Origin of the sequence: Lutibacter sp. (assembly GCF_013139515.1) — a bacterium.
Taxonomy (GTDB): domain Bacteria; phylum Bacteroidota; class Bacteroidia; order Flavobacteriales; family Flavobacteriaceae; genus Lutibacter.
The window spans coordinates 1-23,517 of the sequence record NZ_WTAR01000081.1 but is presented as its reverse complement, the minus strand read 5'-3'; the positions used below and the strand labels follow the sequence as shown (position 1 = coordinate 23,517).

The 23,517-nt window shown below is 28.9% G+C and carries 20 protein-coding genes and 1 pseudogene; 14 read left to right on the top strand and 7 right to left on the bottom strand.

Annotation, left to right across the window (positions count from 1 at the left end; genetic code table 11):
- Positions 1 to 371: 371 nt before the first annotated feature.
- Positions 372 to 2,981, bottom strand: coding sequence for a DNA gyrase/topoisomerase IV subunit A (locus tag GQ540_RS07890; RefSeq protein WP_291799801.1), 2,610 nt, complete (start codon positions 2,979 to 2,981; stop codon positions 372 to 374).
- Between the two features lies 1 nt (position 2,982).
- Positions 2,983 to 4,839, bottom strand: a complete 1,857-nt coding sequence (locus GQ540_RS07885; protein WP_291799798.1) for a DNA topoisomerase IV subunit B — start codon at positions 4,837 to 4,839, stop codon at positions 2,983 to 2,985.
- Between the two features lie 172 nt (positions 4,840 to 5,011).
- Between GQ540_RS07885 and GQ540_RS07880 the strand changes: the two genes are divergently transcribed.
- Positions 5,012 to 6,067 carry a hypothetical protein gene (locus GQ540_RS07880; protein WP_291799797.1) on the top strand — a complete coding sequence of 352 codons (1,056 nt, stop codon included), beginning with the start codon at positions 5,012 to 5,014 and terminating at the stop codon, positions 6,065 to 6,067.
- A gap of 66 nt (positions 6,068 to 6,133) precedes the next feature.
- Here the strand turns inward: GQ540_RS07880 and ychF are convergent, their stop codons facing one another.
- Together ychF and GQ540_RS07870 are read right to left on the bottom strand one after the other, a co-directional pair.
- On the bottom strand, positions 6,134 to 7,228 hold the full coding sequence (gene ychF / locus GQ540_RS07875) for a redox-regulated ATPase YchF (protein ID WP_291799795.1): 1,095 nt from the start codon (positions 7,226 to 7,228) through the stop codon (positions 6,134 to 6,136).
- A 69-nt stretch (positions 7,229 to 7,297) separates the two neighbouring features.
- On the bottom strand, positions 7,298 to 7,645 hold the full coding sequence (locus tag GQ540_RS07870) for a 4Fe-4S dicluster domain-containing protein (RefSeq protein WP_291799793.1): 348 nt from the start codon (positions 7,643 to 7,645) through the stop codon (positions 7,298 to 7,300).
- A 44-nt stretch (positions 7,646 to 7,689) separates the two neighbouring features.
- Between GQ540_RS07870 and GQ540_RS07865 the strand changes: the two genes are divergently transcribed.
- The 12 genes from GQ540_RS07865 to GQ540_RS07810 all read left to right on the top strand — a co-directional run bounded on the left by GQ540_RS07865 (position 7,690) and on the right by GQ540_RS07810 (position 21,185).
- Entirely contained in the window at positions 7,690 to 8,751 is a 1,062-nt protein-coding gene (locus GQ540_RS07865; protein ID WP_291799790.1) for an acyl-CoA reductase, read from the top strand.
- 80 nt (positions 8,752 to 8,831) lie between these two features.
- Complete coding sequence (gene serC, locus GQ540_RS07860; protein ID WP_291799788.1) at positions 8,832 to 9,902, top strand: 3-phosphoserine/phosphohydroxythreonine transaminase; 1,071 nt, start codon at positions 8,832 to 8,834, stop codon at positions 9,900 to 9,902.
- A 15-nt stretch (positions 9,903 to 9,917) separates the two neighbouring features.
- Positions 9,918 to 10,868 (top strand): D-2-hydroxyacid dehydrogenase, encoded by a 951-nt coding sequence (locus GQ540_RS07855; protein ID WP_291799786.1) that lies wholly within the window; start codon positions 9,918 to 9,920, stop codon positions 10,866 to 10,868.
- Positions 10,869 to 10,985: 117 nt separating this feature from the next.
- Positions 10,986 to 12,248 carry a DUF1015 family protein gene (locus tag GQ540_RS07850; protein ID WP_291799785.1) on the top strand — a complete coding sequence of 421 codons (1,263 nt, stop codon included), beginning with the start codon at positions 10,986 to 10,988 and terminating at the stop codon, positions 12,246 to 12,248.
- Complete coding sequence (locus GQ540_RS07845) at positions 12,248 to 12,916, top strand: YggS family pyridoxal phosphate-dependent enzyme (protein ID WP_291799782.1); 669 nt, start codon at positions 12,248 to 12,250, stop codon at positions 12,914 to 12,916. Before GQ540_RS07850 ends, GQ540_RS07845 begins: the two co-directional genes overlap by 1 nt.
- A gap of 1 nt (position 12,917) precedes the next feature.
- On the top strand, positions 12,918 to 13,997 hold the full coding sequence (locus GQ540_RS07840) for an exonuclease domain-containing protein (RefSeq protein WP_291799803.1): 1,080 nt from the start codon (positions 12,918 to 12,920) through the stop codon (positions 13,995 to 13,997).
- 13 nt (positions 13,998 to 14,010) lie between these two features.
- The gene (locus tag GQ540_RS07835; protein WP_291799780.1) at positions 14,011 to 15,972 is read left to right on the top strand and encodes a DUF3857 domain-containing protein; all 1,962 of its coding nucleotides are present in this window, start codon (positions 14,011 to 14,013) and stop codon (positions 15,970 to 15,972) included.
- Between the two features lie 2 nt (positions 15,973 to 15,974).
- Positions 15,975 to 17,954, top strand: coding sequence for a hypothetical protein (locus GQ540_RS07830; protein ID WP_291799778.1), 1,980 nt, complete (start codon positions 15,975 to 15,977; stop codon positions 17,952 to 17,954).
- Positions 17,955 to 18,100: 146 nt separating this feature from the next.
- Complete coding sequence (locus tag GQ540_RS07825; RefSeq protein WP_291799776.1) at positions 18,101 to 18,931, top strand: ion transporter; 831 nt, start codon at positions 18,101 to 18,103, stop codon at positions 18,929 to 18,931.
- The gene (gene miaA, locus GQ540_RS07820) at positions 18,924 to 19,826 is read left to right on the top strand and encodes a tRNA (adenosine(37)-N6)-dimethylallyltransferase MiaA (protein WP_291799774.1); all 903 of its coding nucleotides are present in this window, start codon (positions 18,924 to 18,926) and stop codon (positions 19,824 to 19,826) included. The genes GQ540_RS07825 and miaA overlap by 8 nt, the downstream gene beginning before the upstream one ends.
- Positions 19,823 to 20,722: a DMT family transporter gene (locus GQ540_RS07815; RefSeq protein ID WP_291799772.1), complete on the top strand. Its 900-nt coding sequence runs from the start codon at positions 19,823 to 19,825 to the stop codon at positions 20,720 to 20,722. Before miaA ends, GQ540_RS07815 begins: the two co-directional genes overlap by 4 nt.
- A 52-nt stretch (positions 20,723 to 20,774) precedes the next feature.
- Entirely contained in the window at positions 20,775 to 21,185 is a 411-nt protein-coding gene (locus tag GQ540_RS07810) for a hypothetical protein (protein ID WP_291799770.1), read from the top strand.
- 29 nt (positions 21,186 to 21,214) lie between these two features.
- Here the strand turns inward: GQ540_RS07810 and GQ540_RS07805 are convergent, their stop codons facing one another.
- Entirely contained in the window at positions 21,215 to 21,898 is a 684-nt protein-coding gene (locus tag GQ540_RS07805) for a hypothetical protein (protein ID WP_291799768.1), read from the bottom strand.
- A gap of 150 nt (positions 21,899 to 22,048) precedes the next feature.
- On the opposite strand from GQ540_RS07805, the pseudogene GQ540_RS07800 reads away from it, so the two are divergent.
- Positions 22,049 to 22,321, top strand: a pseudogene (locus GQ540_RS07800) (DUF2400 family protein); the annotation flags it as partial.
- Between the two features lie 10 nt (positions 22,322 to 22,331).
- Here the strand turns inward: GQ540_RS07800 and aroQ are convergent.
- Together aroQ and GQ540_RS07790 are read right to left on the bottom strand one after the other, a co-directional pair.
- Positions 22,332 to 22,748, bottom strand: coding sequence for a type II 3-dehydroquinate dehydratase (gene aroQ, locus GQ540_RS07795; RefSeq protein WP_291799766.1), 417 nt, complete (start codon positions 22,746 to 22,748; stop codon positions 22,332 to 22,334).
- 75 nt (positions 22,749 to 22,823) lie between these two features.
- Entirely contained in the window at positions 22,824 to 23,318 is a 495-nt protein-coding gene (locus GQ540_RS07790; protein ID WP_291799764.1) for a DUF3575 domain-containing protein, read from the bottom strand.
- Between the last annotated feature and the right edge of the window lie 199 nt (positions 23,319 to 23,517).

The following is a 23,517-nucleotide window of genomic DNA, read 5'->3' as shown; positions in this document are numbered from 1 at the left end:
GGTTTTCATTGCTGTTAGCTTCTTGCGCCATTAAATTTTGTGTCAAAAAAATAAGTACTACAAATAGTGTACTTATTAACTTTGATTTAAAAAAACGCAAATTTCTAATGTTGTTTTTGAGTAATTTTTTCTTCATTTAGTTAGTTTTAATAAAATTTTGGGTGAAAATATTACTATTTATTCAATAATTCTATGATTATGTTCGTTATCTTATACTATAACACATATTGCGTATTTATAAAAAGGATAAAAATTGCTTATTAACTATGAAAATTCATGTACTTATTTCAATACCAAGCAAATAATCGCGTGAACAATTTTGAATCAAATTACTTACGCTACTTAGACTAAAATACTAATTACCAATTGATTTAAAACAACGCTGTTTGACCATCATCATCATTTCCTTCATTTTTTTCATCAGAAGTTATTGAACCATTATCAACCACTTCTTCGTCATTCACTTCAACTTCCTCAATTACAGGAGGTTCATATGGTAAATCCTCTAGCATATTTACTTGCTTTATTTTATCAGTAGTCAATTGATTACCCAATGCTTTAATTCCTTTAATAGCTATAAATTCTTCAAAATTTACTTCAATAGCTTCTAAACTTCTTTTTGAAAATACAACCTCAGCCATAGGCCTATAATCTGTTGTTATAATTTCTAAATGCGATTTTGGATGTTCAGAAATAAAGATTTCTTCTTTATTAGGATTGTCAATCATAAACCTTTTCACAAAATATTTTTCTTTATCTCCATCAAAATAAATAGCTGAAATTGGTTTTTCTGGTGTCCATTTCTCCAACACAATCATATCACTATCAAAATGTGTTGTTAACTCAGGTTTTACAGTTTTAACAAATCCTTTCTGGCTGATAATCAACAACCTATCTTCACCTTTAAATTCACCTAATAAATCACCTCTACCATCAACGTTTAAACGTTGTACAACATCATCAAACCAAATTTTACGAGGTTTTAATGTAGAAACTCCTTCTGATTTAAGTTCGATTTTTTTAATTGAAAATTTCGTAACCGTATTTCCCTTTACGCCTCTTCCTTTAATTGCTAAATCTGAAAAATCTATATCCCATTTCAATTTTTTAACACTTCCAACTGCTCGTAAATTTATAGTAATAGTTTCAGCTTCACCATTAGGGTTTGCTGTAAAATATTGAACAATTGAGGCTTTACTTCCAGCCGTTAAATTATATTCTTTATCACGAGTTACACCTGTTACGTTAAAGCGTTTCATATAACTAGGACCACTTCTTCCATCACGGTAAATCATATTATAAACGGTACGTTTATCGCTCTTTTTAAATACCGCAATATGAAGAATATCTTTCCCTACAAACGTTTTTGCATCTACTTTTGTAATCAACATTACACCGTCTTTTCTAAATACAATTACATCATCAATATCAGCACAATCATCAACGTATTCATCACGTTTTAAAGAAGTTCCAACAAAACCTTCTTCCCTATTTACATACAATTTTGTATTACGCATGACTACTTTTGTAGCCACAATATCATCAAACAAACGGATTTCAGTTTTACGTTCTTTGCCTTTGCCGTATTTGGTTTTTAGATTCTTGAAATAATCAATTGCAAAATCTATTAAATTTGCTAAATGATTTTTTACAACAGCAATTTTATCTTCTAAACTTTCAATAAATTGCTTTGCTTTATCAATATCAAATTTTGATATTTTTTTAATTCTAATTTCTGTTAAACGAACAATATCTTCTTCAGTAATTGCACGTTTTAAATGTTTTATATGAGGTTTTAACCCTTTATCAATAGCTTTAATTACACCTGCCCAAGTTTCTTCTTCTTCAATATCGCGATAAATTCTATTTTCAATAAAAATACGTTCTAATGAAGCAAAATGCCATTGTTCTTCTAACTCGTTTAATTGAATTTCTAACTCTTGCTTTAATAATTCAACTGTAAGGTTTGTAGACAATCTTAAAATTTCAGAAACACCTATAAAAACCGGTTTATTATCTTCAATAACACAACATAATGGCGAAATTGAGTTTTCGCAATTTGTAAATGCGTATAAAGCATCAATGGTTTTATCTGGTGAAATACCAGAAGGTAAATGCACTAAAATTTCAACATTGGCTGCTGTATTGTCTTCTATTTTCTTTATTTTAATTTTCCCCTTTTCATTGGCCTTAAGAATAGAATCTATGAGTGTTGTTGTAGTTGTTCCAAAAGGAATTTCGGTAATTACCAATGTTTTTTTATCTAGTTGAGAAATTTTAGCTCTTACTCTAATTTTTCCACCACGTTTCCCTTCATTATAGTTAGAAACATCAGCAATACCTCCGGTTACAAAATCTGGTATTAATGTAAAACTCTTTCCTCTTAAATGTTTTATTGAAGCGTCAATTAATTCTTTAAAATTATGTGGTAAAATTTTAGTTGAAAGCCCAACTGCAATTCCTTCAGCTCCTTGTGCCAACAACATTGGAAACTTCACAGGTAAATCTATAGGTTCTTTTCTTCTTCCATCATAAGAAGCTTGCCAATTGGTAGTTTTTGGATTGAAAACAACATCTAACGCAAATTTTGATAAACGCGCTTCAATATAACGAGAAGCAGCTGCACGATCACCGGTTAAAATATTACCCCAGTTTCCCTGCATATCAATTAGCAATTCTTTTTGTCCAATTTGAACCATCGCATCAGCAATTGAAGCATCACCGTGTGGGTGATATTGCATGGTATGACCAACAATGTTCGCTACTTTGTTGTAACGACCATCATCCAAATCTTTCATTGAATGTAAAATTCTGCGTTGCACTGGTTTAAAACCATCTCTAATACCTGGTACAGCACGCTCTAAAATAACATAAGAGGCGTAATCTAAAAACCAATCTTTATACATTCCCGTTACCTTGGTAATGGTTTCTTGGTTTCCAAACTCCTCGTTTAATTCTTCGTTGTTTTCTTCTTCTTGCATTTTAGACTTCTTCTACAATATCTAATTCAACTTTTAAATTTTCAATGATAAATTTTTGTCTGTCTGGTGTGTTTTTTCCCATATAGAACTCTAATAATTTATCAATTGACGTTTCTTTATCTAACATTACAGGGTCTAAACGAATATCTTCACCTATAAAATGAACAAATTCATCTGGTGAAATTTCACCTAAACCTTTAAATCGTGTAATTTCTGGTTTTCCTTTTAATTTACTAATTGCATCTTTCCGTTCATCTTCAGAATAACAATAAAAAGTTTGCTTTTTATCTCTAACTCTAAACAAAGGCGTCTCTAAAATATATAAATGTCCTTCTTTAATTAATTCTGGAAAAAACTGTAAGAAAAATGTTATTAATAACAAACGTATGTGCATTCCATCAACATCGGCATCGGTTGCAATAACAATATTATTATAACGAAGGTTTTCCAATCCATCTTCAATATTTAAAGCTGCTTGCAATAAATTAAACTCTTCATTTTCATACACAATTTTTTTGCTCATATTATATGAGTTTAAAGGTTTCCCTTTTAAACTAAAAACTGCTTGCGTATTTACATTTCTAGACTTTGTAATTGATCCACTTGCTGAATCTCCCTCTGTAATGAATAAGGAACTTTCTAAACGATTCTCTTTTTTAAGATCATTTAAATGAACCCGACAATCGCGTAATTTTTTATTGTGTAAATTCGATTTTTTTGCACGTTCACGCGCTAACTTCCGAATTCCAGATAAATCTTTTCGTTCTTTTTCGGCTTGTAAAATTTTCTTTTGAATTTTTTCAGCAGTATCTGGGTTTTTATGCAAATAATTATCCAAATTTGTTTTCACAAAATCGGTGATAAATGTACGAACGGTTGGTAAACCACCACCCATTTCAGTAGATCCTAATTTAGTTTTTGTTTGACTTTCAAAAATAGGTTCCATTACTTTTACACTAATTGCAGAAACAATGGATTTACGTATATCTGAAGCTTCATAATTTTTACCAAAATAATCGCGTATTGTTTTTACAATAGCTTCTCTAAATGCGTTTTGATGTGTTCCTCCTTGCGTTGTATGTTGTCCATTTACAAATGAATGATATTCTTCACTATATTGTGCTTTGCTGTATGTAATTGCTACTTCAATATCTTCAGCTTTTAAGTGAATTATAGGAAATAGCATAAATTCATCAGCAATATTTTCTTCTAATAAATCTTTTAAACCATTTTCTGAAAAATATTTTTCACCATTAAAAACAATTGTTAACCCTGTGTTTAAATACACATAGTTTTTAATCATTTTTACAATGTATTCATTTCTATATTTAAATTTTGAAAAAATTTCTTTGTCTGGAATGAAAGTTACTTTAGTTCCTTTACGTTGTGAAGATTCTTGTGGTTTTTCGTTTAACGTAATATTTCCTGCTGAGAATTCTGCAATTGCCGTTTTATTATCTCTAATAGATTGTACTTTAAAATAAGATGACAAAGCATTCACCGCTTTTGTACCAACTCCATTTAAACCTACCGATTTTTTAAATGCTTTAGAATCATACTTTCCACCTGTATTCATTTTAGAAACAACATCAACTACTTTTCCTAACGGAATACCACGACCATAATCACGAATTGTAACCGTTTCATCTTTAACAGCTACTTCAATGGTTTTCCCAGCGCCCATTACATACTCGTCAATTGAATTGTCTAGAACTTCTTTTATAAGAATATAAATTCCATCATCAGGTGAAGATCCATCACCTAATTTACCAATGTACATTCCTGGCCGCATTCTAATATGCTCTTTCCAGTCGAGTGATCGGATATTGTCCTCAGTATACTTTGTTTGTTCTGCCATTAAATTATATAAAAATTCTTGAAGAGTTGCTAAAGTACTATTTTGACTTAAAATATAAAAAAAAGTCTGTTAAAATAGTTATTAACAGACTTTCAATAAACTAGTTTATACAAATAAGGTAACAAAAACTAACTTCTTGTATTTATAGATATATAAACTATAATTATTTATTATGAGAAATTCAATTATTAGAATATCAACAGTCCTTTTATTAAGTATTCCATTTTTAAGTTGTGAAGCTGATGACCCAGCTACTCCTGCACCAAATGTTTGTGATAATGCTCAAATTTATTCATTATCAACTACAGATCCTTATACTGGACTTACAGATTTAAATTCAAATGGGGCAGATGAAACACTTGCTTGGGCAGCAACAGGAACAATTGTAACTGGTGGATTAGGAGTTGCTATTAATAATTCAAGCACTTCTACTTATAATTTTGACAATGAAAATTATCATTATTACAATTATCAAAGTAAAGAATTTATAAATATAAATTCAAATGCAACATTTAACAATGTTAGTTTAACTGGAGACCTTATCAACTGGAAATATAATGGAATTACGTATATAAGTACATTAGGAAAATATTACATCATAGGTGTAAACGTAACTGGAACTCCTTCTCCAACTGGAACAATCGGTTTATTTGAAGTCCTTAACATAAATACTGGTACTATAGCTACTACTCCAACTATGACAATATCAGGATATTCAGTTTCTTCAGGTATGGAAGTATTATTTTTACAACTTATTTCTGTAGCAACTGATCATAATGATATGGTGTATGTAATATCTGGAAATGATATATTCAGCTTTGATTTAACAAGTGGTACTAGTCTTTTTACAACTCCTTTACCTGGTGCTATTTACGAATATTACGGTTTAGAATATAATGATGCTATTGGTAAATTGAACGCTATTCAGTATTCATATTCGGGGCCATCTTTATTCATTATTGAAATTGATCCAATTTCATTATTAGCAAGTAGTACCTCAGTAAATTTAAATAATTTTATACCAACATTTGTTCCTGATTATTATAGCACCACTTTAAGTTGTGATGAAGACACTTATTTTATTTCAACTAGATCTGCAAATATTGATACTGATTTTTATACTGTTGATATTAGCTTTGGTGCTTCTATGATTGCTTCTGCTGGTATAACTAATTCAACAATAACAGGTAATTACTATTTTGGTTTAGAAAGTAATGGAAATAACTAATTTTTAGATTTCCAAAAAAAAATCGCCTTTTTTAAGGCGATTTTTAATTTTAATATGAAATACGAATTATACATTAAATCTAAAATGCATCACATCGCCATCTTTTACAATGTATTCTTTTCCTTCAACTCTCATTTTTCCAGCTTCTTTCACTTTAGCTTCGCTTCCGTAAGAAACAAAATCTTCATAAGCAATAACTTCAGCTCTAATAAATCCTTTTTCAAAATCGGTATGAATAACTCCTGCTGCTTGTGGTGCAGTATCTCCAACATTAATAGTCCAAGCTCTAACTTCTTTAACTCCAGCTGTAAAATATGTTTGCTGATTTAGTAACTTATACGCTGCTCTAATTAATACAGATGCTCCTGGCTCTTTTAAACCTAAATCTTCTAAAAATAACTGACGTTCTTCAAAAGAATCTAGCTCTGTAATATCAGCTTCTGTACCAACTGCTAATACTATTACTTCAGCATTTTCATCTTTTACAGCTTCTTTTATAGAGTTTACATAGTCATTTCCTGTAACTGCTGAATTTTCATCAACATTACAAACATACAAAACTGGCTTGTCTGTTATTAATTGTAATGGTGCTATATACTCTTCACGCTCTTTTTCAGTAAAATCAATTGCTCTAACTGAATTAGCAGCTTCTAAACCGTTTTTTGCTTTTTCTAAAACTTCAAATTCTTTTTGAGCTTCTTTATTACCAGTTCTTGCAGTTTTTTTAACTTTTTCAAGTTTTTTATCTAACGTTTCTAAATCTTTTAACTGCAATTCAAAATCAATAGTTTCTTTATCTCTAATAGGATCAATGGTCGTATCAACGTGTATAATATTATCGTTATCAAAACAACGAATTACATGAATAATAGCATCTGTTTCTCTAATATTAGCTAAAAACTGATTTCCTAAACCTTCTCCTTTACTTGCTCCACGAACTAAACCTGCAATATCAACAATATCAACTGTTGCCATTTGCACACGTTCTGGATTTACCAATTCTTCTAATTTTGTAACTCTGCTATCTGGTACGTTTACAACACCAATATTTGGTTCAATAGTACAAAACGGAAAGTTTGCACTTTGCGCCTTTGCATTTGATAAACAATTAAATAACGTTGATTTTCCAACATTTGGTAATCCTACAATTCCTGCCTTCATATTTAAAAAATTTTGCGGTGCAAATATAGTATTTAGTTTTATTAATACTATACAAAGGTTTTGCTAATATTATTTATGTAAAAATTGTTGTTTAGATAGTAATTGCTCTTCTGTTTCATTATGCTCATCATCAGGCACACAACAATCTACAGGGCAAACTGCTGCACATTGTGGCTCGTCATGAAATCCTTTGCATTCAGTACATTTATCTGCAACAATATAATAAACTTCATCATCAATAGGTTCTTGGGTGTCATCTGCAGCAACCTTTTTCCCATTTGGTAAAACTATATTTCCTGAAAGCGTTGTACCATCTGAATATTTCCAATCTTCAGCAGCTTCATAAATAGCATTATTTGGGCATTCTGGTTCACAAGCTCCACAATTAATACATTCATCGGTTATTTTTATTGCCATACTATTATTTAGATTATTTTTGCAAATATAAAATTTAATATAGAATGAATTTAGCCCAAAGAATAGAAGCGTTAGCCAAACTTGGTGAGTTTTTAAAGCAATTTAATACGACTAAAATTGAGAAAATTGATAACTCTGAGTTCAACTCCTTATTTTTTGAAGCTTTTGAAATGCAAATTAACAAAGCTCATGAATTTAATGGTTGGTTTAATAAACCAAATGTGTTAAATGCTTTTGAAAGTTGGGCTGAAGCTTTAACTTTAGAGAACCTGAATAAATGGACTTCAAATTATACATTTAATTCAAATAAAGAACCTAAAACAGTTGCCATAATTATGGCAGGAAATATTCCATTAGTTGGTTTTCATGATTTTTTATCGGTTTTAATTAGTGGTCATAATGTGATTGCGAAGCAATCTTCAAACGATAAACACTTTTTACCATTAATTGCTAAATTTTTAGAACATTACAATCCTGAATTCAAAAATAAAATAACTTTTACTGAAAAAAAATTAACCAATTTTGATGCTGTTATTGCTACAGGAAGTAATAATACCGCACGTTATTTTGAGCATTATTTTGGAAAATACCCTAATATTATTAGAAATAATAGAAATTCTGTAGCCATTTTAACTGGAAAAGAAACCCAAGAAGAATTAGAAGGTTTAGGTGAGGATATTTTTCAATATTTTGGATTAGGTTGTAGAAGTGTTTCCAAAATTTTTGTTCCTAAAAATTATAATTTTGAATCACTTTTTAATGCACTCTATAAATTTAAAGACATTATTAACTACAAAAAATACGAAAATAACTACGATTATAATAAGGCGGTTTACCTCATGAGCTTATTTAAGTTACAAGAAAATGGTTTTATTATGCTAAAAGAAGATGAAAGTTTTGCTTCACCAATCGCAACATTATTTTATGAACATTATGACTCTTTTAATAATTTAACAGAAAAATTAGCGATAGAAAAAGATAAAATTCAATGTGTTGCATGTAACGAAAACGATGTAAATTTTGTGAAATTAGGCCAAACCCAAAACCCTAAATTGTGGGACTACGCTGATGGCATTGACACTCTAGACTTTTTGTTAAATATATAACACATTTTTTCAATAAATACGCATGCTTTATTTCTTTTTTTCCGAAATTTGCTGTTCATACAAATTCTTACTAAAAAGACATGAAAAAACATAATTTTAGTGCAGGTCCAAGTATTTTACCTCAAGAAGTTTTAAAAAAGGCTTCGGAAGCTGTAAACAACTTTAATGGTATTGGTTTATCCTTAATTGAAATATCGCATAGAAGTAAAGAATTTATTGAAGTTATGGAGACTTCAAAAAAACTAGTTAAAGAGCTATTAAATCTTCCTGAAGGCTACTCAGTACTTTTTTTACAAGGTGGTGCAAGTTTAGAATTTTTAATGACAGCATACAACCTTTTAAAAGTTGACGGAAAAGCTGCATATATAGATTCCGGTGCTTGGAGTGCAAAAGCGCTTAAAGAAGCCAAATTTTTAGGCGAAGTAGACGTTATAGCATCATCTAAAGATAAAATATATAATTATATTCCTAAAAATTATACAATTCCTACAAATGCAGATTACGTGCATTATACATCAAACAATACCATTTATGGAACTCAGTTTAAAGAGTTTCCAAAAGGTGAAAGTTTATTGGTTTGCGATATGAGTTCAGATATTTTTTCACGTGTTTTAGACTTTTCGAAATTTGATTTAGTTTATGCTGGTGCTCAAAAAAATATGGGACCTGCAGGTACAACCTTAGTCATTGTTAAAGATGAAATTTTAGGTGAAACTGGTCGTGCAATTCCATCAATGCTTGATTATCAAACTCACATTAGTAAAGACAGTATGTTTAATACACCGCCTGTATTTGCTGTTTACACATCAATGCTAACATTGCAATGGTTAAAAAACTTGGGAGGAGTTTCAGCAATTGAAAAATTAAATAATGAAAAAGCAGCAGCGTTGTATGCTGAAATAGATAGAAATCCACATTTCAAAGGTTTTGCAGAAGTTGAAGATCGTTCTTTAATGAATGTTACTTTCAATCTAACTATTGAAACTCACAAAGACGCATTTAATGCACTTTGTGATGCAGCAAGTATTAGCGGATTAAAAGGTCACAGATCTGTTGGTGGTTACCGCGCAAGTATCTATAACGCAATGTCTATTGAGAGTGTGCAAGTATTAGTAAATGCTATGCAACAATTAGAAAAACAATTAGCATAATTAAAAAATAAGAAAATGAAAGTATTAGCAAATGATGGAATAGCAAATAGTGGTGTTATTACTCTTGAAAAAGCAGGTTTTGAAGTAGATTTAACAACTGTGGCACAAGACCAACTAGTTACCTATATAAACAATAATGAAATTTCAGTGCTACTTGTTAGAAGTGCTACTAAAGTTAGAAAAGATATTATTGACAATTGTTCATCATTAAAAATTATTGGACGTGGTGGTGTTGGAATGGATAATATTGATGTTGACTATGCAAAAAGTAAAGGACTTAGTGTTATAAACACTCCTGCAGCATCTTCACATTCTGTTGCTGAATTAGTTTTTGCTCACTTATTTGGAATGGCTCGTTTTTTACACGATTCAAATAGAAATATGCCTTTAGAAGGAGATTCTAAATTTAAACAATTTAAAAAGTCGTATGCTAAAGGAATTGAATTAAAAGGAAAAACACTTGGACTTATAGGTTTTGGTAGAATTGGACAAGCAACTGCTAAAGTTGCCCTAGGTTTAGGAATGAATATTGTAGCTTTTGATCCATTTTTAGATGCTGCAAATATAGAACTTGAGTTTTTTGATCATCAAACACTATTCTTTAGCATTAATACTATAACCAAAGAAGAAGTTTTACAACAGTCAGATTTTATTTCTTTACATGTACCAGCTCAAAATGAATATGTAATTTCAACAAAAGAATTTGAGCTAATGAAAAACAGTGCATTTGTTGTAAATGCAGCACGTGGTGGTGTAATTGATGAAGTTGCTTTAATAAAAGCCATAGAAGATGGACAAATATTAGGTGGTGCATTAGATGTATTTGAAAATGAACCTACACCAGAAATTCAATTATTAATGAATCCTAGTCTTTCATTAACTCCACATATTGGAGCTGCAACAGGTGAAGCACAAGATAGAATTGGTACAGAATTAGCATCGCAAATAATTGAAATTTTAAGCTAATTTAGTTTTCATACATAAAATTAAAAAGGCTGTTAAATTAACAGTCTTTTTTTGTTTAATAAAATTGTAAAATACGTAACTTTGAATTCCTAAAATTCAATACTTTAAATAAAAATTATGGCAATAATTAAACCCTTTAAAGGACTAAGACCTCCTAAAAATAAAGTAGAAGAAGTAGCTTGTTTACCTTACGATGTTATGAACTCTAAAGAAGCAGCTAAAATGGTGGATGGTAAAGAAGCATCATTATTAAGAATTACACGTGCTGAAGTTGAATTTAATAATGAAGAAGGTATAGATTCACACGATGAAAAAGTGTATTCAAAAGCAAAAGAAAATTTTAAAAAATTTCAGGAGAAAGGCTTTTTAGTACAAGACACAGACGCACATTACTATATTTATGCTCAAACCATGAATGGTAAAACACAATACGGTATTGTTGGAGATGCAGCTTGTGAAGACTATTTAAATGGGAAAATTAAAAAACATGAGTTAACAAGGCCTGATAAAGAAGAAGATCGTAAAATATTAACAAGACATTTAGAAGCTAATATTGAACCTGTATTTTTCACATATAGAGCAGTGCCTGAGATTGATGCCATTGTTTCTTCAATTGTAATTAACAATGCACCAGAATATGATTTTACATCAGAAGATGGTTTTGGTCATCATTTTTGGATTATTAAAGATGCTGTAACTAACAAAACTATAGAACACCTTTTTAACGAGAAAGTACCTTATACGTATGTTGCTGACGGGCATCATAGAACTGCTGCAGCTGCGAGTATGAGTAAAGAATTTAGCCGAAAAAACCCAAATCATACGGGGAATGAGCCTTATAACTATTTTATGGCTGTTCATTTTCCTGACACACAACTTCAAATAATTGATTACAATAGAGTTGTAAAAGATTTGAATGGTTTAAACACTGCTGAATTTTTAAAAAAAATAAACGAAAACTTTGGAATAACACAAGTTAGCGAATCTGTTTTAAAACCTGAAAAACTACATGATTTCTCTATGTATTTAGATGGGAAATGGTATGGTTTATCAGCTAACAAACCAACTTATAATGACGACAATCCGATAGATAGTTTAGATGTAAGTGTGCTTTCAAAATATATTTTAGAACCTATACTAAATATTAAAGATTTAAGAACTGACACCCGTATTGATTTTGTTGGAGGAATAAGAGGTTTAAAAGAATTAAGTAAACGTGTAGATGTTGGTGAAATGGCAGTAGCATTTGCCTTATTTCCTGTAAGTATGAATCAATTAATGCATATTGCAGACACTGGTAACATTATGCCGCCAAAAGTAACGTGGTTTGAACCTAAATTACGTTCAGGATTAGTTATTAATAAATTAAACGATTATTAGTGAGTATAAAAAATAATTTACAACATATAAATAGCACACTTCCGTCGTATGTTTCATTAATTGCAGTTTCTAAAACCAAACCTACTTCAGCAATTTTAGAGGCTTACGAAGCTGGACAAAGAGCTTTTGGTGAAAATAAAATTCAGGAAATGGTTGAAAAACATGAAACACTTCCAAAGGATATTCAGTGGCATATGATTGGTCATTTACAAAGTAACAAAGTGAAATATATGGCTAGTTTTGTACATTTAATTCACGGTGTAGATAGTTTTAAAACTTTGAAAGAAATAAATAAACAAGCCTTAAAACATGAAAGAGTTATAAATTGCTTACTTCAATTAAAAATAGCAAAAGAAGATACAAAATTTGGCCTATCTAAATTAGATATTGAACATATTTTAACTTCTGAAGAATTTACTTCATTAAAAAACATACATATTAAAGGGTTTATGGGAATGGCAAGTTTTACAGAAGACTCTTCAATAATAAGAACTGAATTTAAAACACTTCAAAATATTTTTAGTACATTTCAAGACTATAAAACTTTTAATTTTAATCCATCAATTATTTCCATGGGAATGAGCGGCGATTATAAAATAGCCATTGAAGAAGGAAGTACTATGATTAGAGTTGGAAGCTCAATTTTTGGAACAAGAAACTACACATAATTTGTACGCAATTTTAGACATAGAAACAACCGGTGGTAAATTTAATGAAGAAGGTATTACAGAAATTGCTATTTACAAATTTGATGGTCATCAAATAGTAGATCAATTTATAAGTTTGGTAAACCCTGAAAGAGAAATTCAGCCTTTTGTAGTTAATTTAACCGGCATTAATAGCGGAATGCTTGTAAATGCTCCTAAATTTCATGAAGTTGCTAAACGCATTGTTGAAATTACTGAAGAATGTGTTTTGGTTGCTCATAATGCAAACTTTGACAATCGGATTTTAACTACTGAGTTTAGACGTTTAGGTTATAAATTTGAAAGAAAAACGCTGTGTACAGTTGAATTAAGTAAAAAATTAATACCCAACTTAGATTCCTACAAATTAGGAAGGTTATGCAGATCTGTAGGAATTCCCGTTTCTAGTCGCCACAGAGCTGATGGAGATGCCATTGCAACCGTTCAACTTTTTAAACTATTACTGAATAAAGATGTTGACAAAGAAATTGTAAAACAAGCCATTAAAATTGAAAACTCTAGAACATTGGCTCCAAAATTATTGTCAATTTTAGATGAATTACCTTCACAAACAGGCTTATTTTATATTCATAACAATACACGTAAAATTCTTTATATAGGAAAAGGAAAAAATATTAAAAAAACAGTAAATCAATTATTTTTACGCACTTCAAAAAAAGCAAAGGTTTTACAAAAAAATGTAATTACGGTTACTTATGAAGAAACTGGAAATGAACTTATTGCACAACTAAAATATACTGAAGAAGTTAAAATAAACAACCCTCCTTTTAATTTTAAAGATAATACAAAAGTAACTAGTATTGAATTTAGTAACGAAAATTTATTGGTTATTGATAAAGGTAGAACAATTGGAGAAAAATCGGTTTTATTAATTGAAAATAACGAATTTAAAGGTTTTTGCTATGCTGATTTAAGTTACCAAATTAACAATATTGAAGTTTTAAGAACTTTAATATCACCTATGGAAAATTCTTTTTACAACAGAAATATTATAAAAAAATACTTGCAAAAAAATACTGTGGAAAAATTAATACGTTTTTGAAAGAAAATAATCTATGAAGAAAATTGCTATACTAATCACCTTTCTTTTATCCATTAATACTAATTCTCAAGAGCAAATCAACTACACATTTGGTGAACCCACTATTGACGAACTAAACCTAAAAACCTATAAATTAGACTCAACTGCTAATGCAGTAATTTTATATGAATCTGGCACAACAGAGTTTAAATACAAATACAAAAAAGTTATAATTAGTACAACGTATTATAAAAAAGTTAAATTTTTTAATAAAGAAGGTTTTGACCAAGCAACATTTGAAATTAATTTATATAATGATGACACCTCAAAAGATAATATAATTAATATTAAAGGTATTACTCACAACAATTCTTCAAAAACAAACCTAAGTAAAACACAAATTTTTGAAAAAAAAATAACTAAAAATCTAAGAACAGTAAGCTTTGCAATGCCAAATTTAAAAGAAGGCAGTATTATAGAAGTTGAATATACTGTTGAGACACCAAGGCTAGAATACAATTTAAAAAGTTGGAAATTTCAATCTACAATACCAACAATATATAGCCAATACAAAGCGTACATTCCATTAAATTTTGTATATAATAGAATGTTAAATGGTTTCCAAAAATTAAGCGTAAACACAACAACAATTGAAAAAATTTGCCTAGTTGTACCTGGTTATTCAAATCCTGCAAGTTGTGAAGTTGTTACTTATGCCATGGAAAATATCCCTGCATTTGTTGAAGAGGAATATATGACTGATAAAGATAATTTTATATCAATGGTAGAATTTCAGTTATCTAAGCTTAAACGTTTTGATGGCTTTGTTAGAAACTATACAACAACTTGGAAAGATGTAGATCATAGATTTAAAAAAGATAAAGATATTGGAAAGCAGTTGAAAAAAATGGCTTTTTTTGAAAATAAACTCCCTTCACAATTAAAATTATTGAATTCAGATTTAGAAAAAGCAAAATTAATTTATAGCTTCATCCAAAACCATTATACTTGGAATGAAAGAAACGGCATGTTTAATTATGTAGATATTAGAAAAGCTTATAAAAATAAAATTGGTGATGTTCGTGAAATTAATATTTCTTTAATAAATGCATTAAAAGCTGCAGGTTTAAATGCTGAATTAATGTTGATTTCTACACGTGATAATGGTACACCAACCAAGGTTTACCCAATAATATCTGAATTTAATTATGTTATTGCAAAAGTAAATATTGGTGCTACTTCCTATTTATTAGATGCAACTAGTAAACTAACTCCTTTTGGTATACTTCCATTTAAATGCCTTAACAGTTATGGAAGAGTTATGGATTTTGAAAATGAAAGTTATTGGTTTAATATTGTTCCAATAAAAAATTCTAAAACACAATTTTATGCAAGCTTAAAACTTAATAAAAATGGAATTATAAATGGAAAATTGAGAAAAGTAAGCTTAGGGTATAATGCCCTTTTAAGAAGAGAAGAAATAGTAGGTAAAAGCAAAGAAGATATTGCTAATGAATTTGAGAGCAGTTTTAATAATTTAGAAGTTATTGATTATACTATTGAAAATAAAACTGACATATATAAACCCGTAATAGAAACATTTGAAGTTGAAATTGAAGATATTAATAACTTTGATAAATTATATTTAAGTCCTTTTTTTACAACACAACATAAAGAAAATCCTTTTAAACAAGAAAATAGACTATATCCCGTAAATTTTGGATTTCCATTTAAAAATGCTATCAATTTTTCATTAGAGCTTCCTGAAAATTATAAAATTGAGACATATCCAGAGTCTAAAGCTTTCGTTCTTATTCAAAATGGTGGCACGTTTAATATTATCACAAAAAATCATGAAAATTCAAGATTTACTTTAAACAGTACTGTTGAAATTAATAAACCAATATATTCCAATTTAGAATATCATTCACTTAAAAATTTATTTAAACACATTATCAAATCACAAAAAACACCAATAGCTATTCAAAAAAAATGATTATGAAGAAACTTTTAAATCTAATGCTTTTAATAATTGCGTTTAATTTTTATGCTCAAAATAATGCTGAATATGTATTTGGTTCACCTACAAATGAAGAACTTAATTTAAATAAATATAAACTAGATTCAACAGCTAATGCTGTTGTTTTAATTGATTTAGGCACAACATCATTTGTAAATATAATTGATGAAGAGGCTGGAATAAAATACAGAAGAGTTAGTACAACATATTATCAAAAAATTAAATTTTTTAATAAAGAAGATTTTAAATACGCAACATATACAATACCACTTAGTAATAAATCAGTTATAAAAGATATCAAAGCCATTACACATAATAATGGTAAAAAAACTCATTTAAGTGAAGAACTTATTTACGAAAAAAGAATTAATAAAAATAAAAGAGAAGTTACATTTACAATGCCAAACTTAAAAGATGGTAGTGTAATTGAAGTTGAATACACAGTTATAACACCTATACGGTTTAACTTAATTAGCTGGGTGTTTCAATCTGGAATACCAACAAAATTTAGCCAATTTAAAGCTTCAATTCCTGGGAATTATGTTTTTAATAGAAAACTCTCTGGATATTTAAAATTAAAAACAAATACTTCAGAAGTAAAGAAAAACTGCTTTATTATATCTCATTTTGAAAGAGCTTCAAGTTGTGAAGTTGTTACTTATGCAATTGAAAATATTCCCGCCTTTATTGAAGAAGAATATATAACCAATAAACATAATTTTATTTCAAAAATAAAATTTGAACTATCTGAATATCAACGTGTAAATGGTACTAAAGTTAAATACACAAGTACTTGGAAAGATGTAGATAAAAATTTTAAAACTAATGAAAATATTGGTGGACAAATAAAAAAATATAAAAATTTTGAAGAAAAAATTCCTTCAGAAATAAAAATCTTAAGCACTAATTTAGAAAAAGCAAAAGCAGTTTATAATTTCATTCAAAATCATTATACATTAAAAGAACAGGAAGGTATATTCAGTGATATTAACTGTAAAAAAGCTTTTGAAACTACATTAGGAAATGTTGGAGAGATAAATATTTCTCTAATAAACTCATTAAAAGCTTTAGGTATAAATGCTGAATTAATGTTAATTTCTACACGAAATAATGGCTCTCCAACAAAACTATACCCTGTTATGTCAGACTTTAATTCCCTTATTGTGAAGACAACTATTAATAATAAGACCTATTTATTAGATGCTACAGATAAATTAGTTCCTTTTGGGTTATTACCAACTAGGTGCCTTAATGGCTACGGTAGAGTTATGAATTTTAAAGAACCAAGCTATTGGCTTGATATAGTGCCTGAGAATAATTCGAAAACTCAGTTAAGTGCTAGCTTAAAATTGAATAACGACGGTACCATAACTGGAAAAATTAGAAAAGCTAGTTTTGGATATGATGCACTTCTTAGAAGAAAAAAAATGTTAAATAAAAATGATGATGATATAATAAGTGAATTTGAAACTCAATTTAACAATCTAGAAATAGTTAATTATAAATTAAGTTCAAAAAATGATATTGATAAGCCAGTAATAGAAACTCTTGAAATTTTAATTGAAAATGAAGAAAGTTTTACTAATTATTATTTAAATCCATTTTTATCTGAACAAATTAAAACGAATCCGTTTAAATTAGAAAATAGATTATATCCTGTTGATTATGGGTTTAAAAGAAAATACATTGTAAATTTCTCACTTGAAGTAGCTGAAGGTTACACAATCAATTCATTTCCAAAATCAAAAGCGTTAACATTACCTGAAAACAGTGGAAGCTTTAAATTAATTACTCAAAAAATTAATGATTCTAAAATAACTCTTAACAGTACATTTAAAATTAACAAACCTATTTTTTATAACTCAGAATACGAAACGCTTAAAATATTGTATAATCAAGTTATAAAATCTCAAAAAACACCAATTGTACTTAAAAGAAGCTTAGAAAAAGAAAAATAACGTTAAAGGTAATTAACAATTATGCTATTAGTATATTCTAAATTTAATTATTCATTACTCAAAGTATTTATTATATTAGTAACATGAAATTAATTATTTCATAAATCACTACAACTAAATTACCTTTAAACTGAAAAAATTAATAATTGGGAGCAAAAAATAAGTTATCAAATTGGAAATCAAAACTTCATGAAATAATTTATGAAGCCGATACAAAAGAAGGAAAATGGTTCGACATTATTTTAATACTTACAATTTTAGTAAGTATTTTATTGGTAATGTTAGAGAGTGTAGAAAGTTTTGATGCAAAGTATCATAATTTTTTAAATATTTCTGAATGGGTTATCACCATTTTATTTTCAATAGAATACATTGCACGTATTATTACAATAAAAAAACCTTCAAAATATATTTTTAGTTTTTATGGTGTTATTGACTTTTTAGCAACAGTACCAAAGTACTTATCTTTCATTTTTGTAGGCACACATGCTTTAATTGCTTTACGCGCATTACGCTTACTTAGAGTATTTAGAATACTTAAACTTACACGCTATTTAGGTGCATCCATGAATTTAATGAAAGCACTAAAAGAAAGTAGAATAAAAATATTTGTTTTTTTATTTAGTGTCATAGTTCTTACCATAATACTTGGAACGATAATGTATTTAATTGAAGGACCTGAAAATGGATTTACAAATATACCACACAGTATGTATTGGGCAATTGTAACACTTACAACTGTTGGGTATGGAGATTTAGCACCTCATACTCCATTTGGTCAGTTTATTGCCAGTATTGTTATGATTTTAGGTTATGGAATTATTGCTGTACCAACAGGTATTGTAACGTCTGAAATGACAAAACAAGACCGCAACATAAATACCAATACTCAAAGTTGTTCTAACTGCTCTCATGATAAACATATTGATAACGCAGAATTTTGTTATAAGTGTGGTAAAAAATTACACAATGAATAACTATTTAATTACTATTGTTGGTGCTACTGCAATAGGAAAAACAGCTTTAAGCATACAATTAGCACAACATTTTAAAGCTGAAATTATTTCAAGCGATTCTCGTCAATTTTATAAAGAAATGAATATTGGTACTGCAGTTCCTACACAGGATGAGTTAGCGGCTGCACCACATCATTTTATTCAAAACAGAAGTATTTTTGAAGATTACAGTGTTGGTCAATTTGAAAAAGATGCATTGCAAAAATTAGAAGAATTATTTTCTAAAAATAATATTGTAATTATAGTTGGCGGAAGTGGTTTATATACAAATGCTGTAATTAATGGTTTAGATTATTTTCCTGAAGTTAAACCCGAAATAAGAGAAAACTTAAATTCACAACTTCAAAGTGAAGGCATTGAATCTCTTCAAAATAAATTAAAAGAATTAGATAGTCAATCTTTTAATTCAATTGAAATTGATAATCCACACCGATTAATTAGAGCGTTAGAAATTTGCATTGGAACTGGTAAAACTTATTCAGAATATAAAAACAAGCCAAAAGCAATACGAAACTTTATTCCTATTAAAATTGGTTTAACTACTAACAGAGAACTAATGTACAATCGTATAAATCAGCGAGTTGATATAATGTTAGAAGAAGGCCTGTTAGAAGAAGTGAAAAATTTACACAAAAACAAAAATTTAAACGCCTTACAAACAGTCGGATACAGAGAGTTATTTCAATATTTTGATGGAAATTGTACGTTAGAGTTTGCCATTGAAGAAATTAAAAAAAACACACGCCGATTTGCAAAGCGACAAGTAACTTGGAATAAAAAAGACACTGCAATTAACTGGTTTAATTTTGAAACTCCAATTTCAGAAGTTATTAAAAAAATTGAAACATTAATTTGAAAAATAATAAATCCTTAGTTTTTGGTTATTTATTTGCTCTAGGTGCAACAGCAATTTGGTCTGGTAATTTTATTATTGCAAGAGATTTAAATGAAAGCATTCCACCAATTAGCTTGGCATTTTGGAGGTGGGTTGTAGCTGTATTAGTTTTAACTCCGTTTGCTTATAAAAAAATAATCACAGAATGGAAAATTCTAAAAACAAATTGGCTGTACCTTTCAATAGTTTCATTTTTAGGAGTTACAATTTTTAATACATTAATTTATTTTGCTGGTCATACAACTACTGCTATAAACCTTTCATTAATTTCAATTACATTTCCTATATTTATAGTTATTCTTTCTCGTATCTTTTATAAAGAAGCAATTACCGTAAATAAAGCAATGGGAATTCTACTTGTTTTAGTAGGTGTTGTACTGTTAATTACAAAAGGAGAACTTTCAAAACTCTTAAGTTTATCATTTGCAATTGGTGATATTTGGATGCTATTGGCTGCTATTATTTTTGCATTTTACAGCATTTTACTTCGAAAAAAACCTACTGAATTAAGTGTTTCTGGATTTCAATTAAGCACTTTTATTTTAGGTCTTGTTTTTATGCTCCCATTCTTTATTTGGGAAACTTTAAACTCACCTCCTATTCAATTTGAATCAAAAACCATGTTTTCAATTTTGTACGTTGGTATTTTTGCATCATTAACAGCTTATATTTTATGGAACAAAGCTATTGTAAAAATTGGAGCAATAAACGCAGGAATGATTTACTATACTTTACCACTTTTTAGCGGTTTTCTAGCTTATATATTTTTAGGTGAAGACATTGGAATGAATCATTTATATAGTTTATTATTCATACTTTCTGGAATTATAATAGCTACGCTTAAGAAAAAATCATAACTTATAAATAAATTATTTAAATTTAACAGATTAAATTAATCTATAGTTAATTATGAAAACAATTGCCAAAAACATTTTAGCCGTAATTTTAGGTTTAGTTATTGGAAGTATTGTAAATATGGGAATAGTTATGATAAGTGGCTCAATTATATCACCACCAAACGGTGCTGATGTAACCACAATGGAAGGGTTAAAAGAATCTATACATCTCTTTCAACCAAAACATTTTATTTTCCCTTTCTTAGCACATGCAATAGGAACTTTTATAGGCGCTTTAATAACTGTTATTGTAGCATCAACCTATAAATCTAAACTTGCTTTACTTATTGGTATGTTCTTTTTAATTGGAGGAATACTTAATACATTTATGTTACCTACGCCAACGTGGTTTATAACTTTTGATCTTTTATTAGCTTATATTCCAATGGCTTGGATAGCTCAAAAAATAAGTATTAAAAACTAACAATTTATAATTATTAAAAAAGCTTAATACTATAGACCTAAAAATAGTGCATTAATTATACTTACTGCAAGATTAAATTCTTTAGTTGTTTCAATTGCTCTAGGAAGACGTGAGTCATGAATCATTAATGATTTCTCAATTTCATTTGCCGTAATACTGAACCTTTCCTGAAAATTGGATATATATATATCATCTTCATCCAGTATGGAAAACTCAACTCCACCAGATACCATACCTATTAAATTCCTCTTAGGTTCAAATTCACATTTGAGCATCCCTATATAATAAATCTTTCCATTTCTTGGAACATCAAAAGCCACCTTTGGAACAACAAAGTAGTTCCCTGACCATGGGTCTTGATATTGCATCTTAAAGATAAAGTATTTGCCAGGCTCTAAAGACCATACAAATTGCCCTCCATCGCTAACTTCTCCAATAATTCGGATTTTATCTTCTATCTTTATTAAATGAGGTGTGACTGACATACCTAAAAACTTTTTTCCAATATTTTTCTCTTCCCCATGTTCTAACCATTTAATCTGGCCATATACAATTGAACTTTCCTTTTCTACCTGACTCAATTTTTTAGCAGTCTTTATATTTGTTGCTGTGGTTGCACATCCGATTAGTGCTAATGAAATCCAAACAAACCCAAAAATACTAATAGCTATAATTAGTTTAAACTTGCTCATCATTATTATTTTATAATTCATCTTAAAGTTAACTCTTATGTTAAGAGTCTGCGCTGATGAAAATCATCTAAAAAGATGATTTTCATCAGCGCAGACTTCATTTTATCTACCATCATCTATAGTGTTACATCTGTTGAGGTAAGCTATGGAATGTATTACACCATCTTAATTAAACGAATTAATATTTTTTTAGGCTAGATAATTAGAAATGATAAAACCGGAGTAGATTTTGGTATTTGGAAAAGTCTCTCTCCTGCTCTATTATCTTGTCCTTTAGATGTGCATTCTGGAAATGTGGCTCGTAAATTGGGATTGCTTACTAGAAAACAAAACGATACAAAAGCATTGGCTGAATTAGATAAAAACTTACAAAAAATGGACAAATACGACCCTGTAAAATATGACTTTTCACTATTTGGATTAGGAGTTTTTGAGAAATTTTAGTTCTTTAAAACTACAAAAAACTTTTCAAAGCCAACTCATAACTTTGCAAACCAAAACCTGAAATAACACCTTTTGCATTTGGTGCAATGTAGGATGTATGACGAAATTCTTCACGCGCATGAACATTAGAAATATGAACTTCAATAACAGGTGTATCTACACCTTTTATAGCATCTCCAATTCCTATTGATGTATGTGTATAAGCACCTGCATTTAAAATAACACCATCAAAACTAAAACCTACTTCGTGCAATTTATCAATCAATTCTCCTTCAATATTACTTTGAAAATAATGCAAATCTATATCGGAATATTTATTTTTTAATGAATCAAAAAATTCCTCGAATGTTAAATTACCGTAAACTGAAGGTTCACGTCTTCCTAGTAAATTTAAATTTGGACCGTTTAAAATGAGTATTTTTTTCATTTAGTAAAAGTAAATAATTTTTAGGCATAAAAAAAGGAAGCAAATTGCTTCCTTTTTTTGTTTATTTTTTTTTACTTAAAAAGAGTAACCTATAGAAAATCCAAGTTTTAAACCAAAACCATCAAAACCGAAATCGAAATCTTGTTCATCTGCATCTATACTAAAATAACCTGGTCCACCGTAAAGATCTAGAGTAATTGGGTTCCAATTCCATTGATATCCAACAACAGCTCCTCCACTTAATACCGAAACTTTTAAATCATCAGCTTTAGAAGAAGCATAACTTGCATATGGACCCGCAAACCAACCTACTAATACATCCTTTTCCTGTAAATACATTCTATATTGAAGACCTGCACCAAATCCTGTGTAGTCTAAACCTGAAGAATCAAAATTAACATACCCTAAATCAACTTGAATAGAACTTTTATCTGTAATAGTAGTCTCATAACCTAGTTCTAGACTTCCAACAACCAAAGCCAAAGGGTTAAATTTTACAATATTTTCTTGAGCATTAACACTCACCATAGTAATTACTGCAACTAATGCAGTTAACATCATTTTCTTCATAATAATTTTTAATTTAAATTAAGTACCAAATGTAATATTTACAATTTAAATAATATTAATAATTATTCATTTTTTTAACATAAATATGTACTTTTATAAAAATGAAATGGTTAAAATTATTACAAGATTATCAATTCTATTTAAAAATAGAAAAAGGCTTGGCAAAAAACTCTATTGATAGTTATACACGTGATGTAAA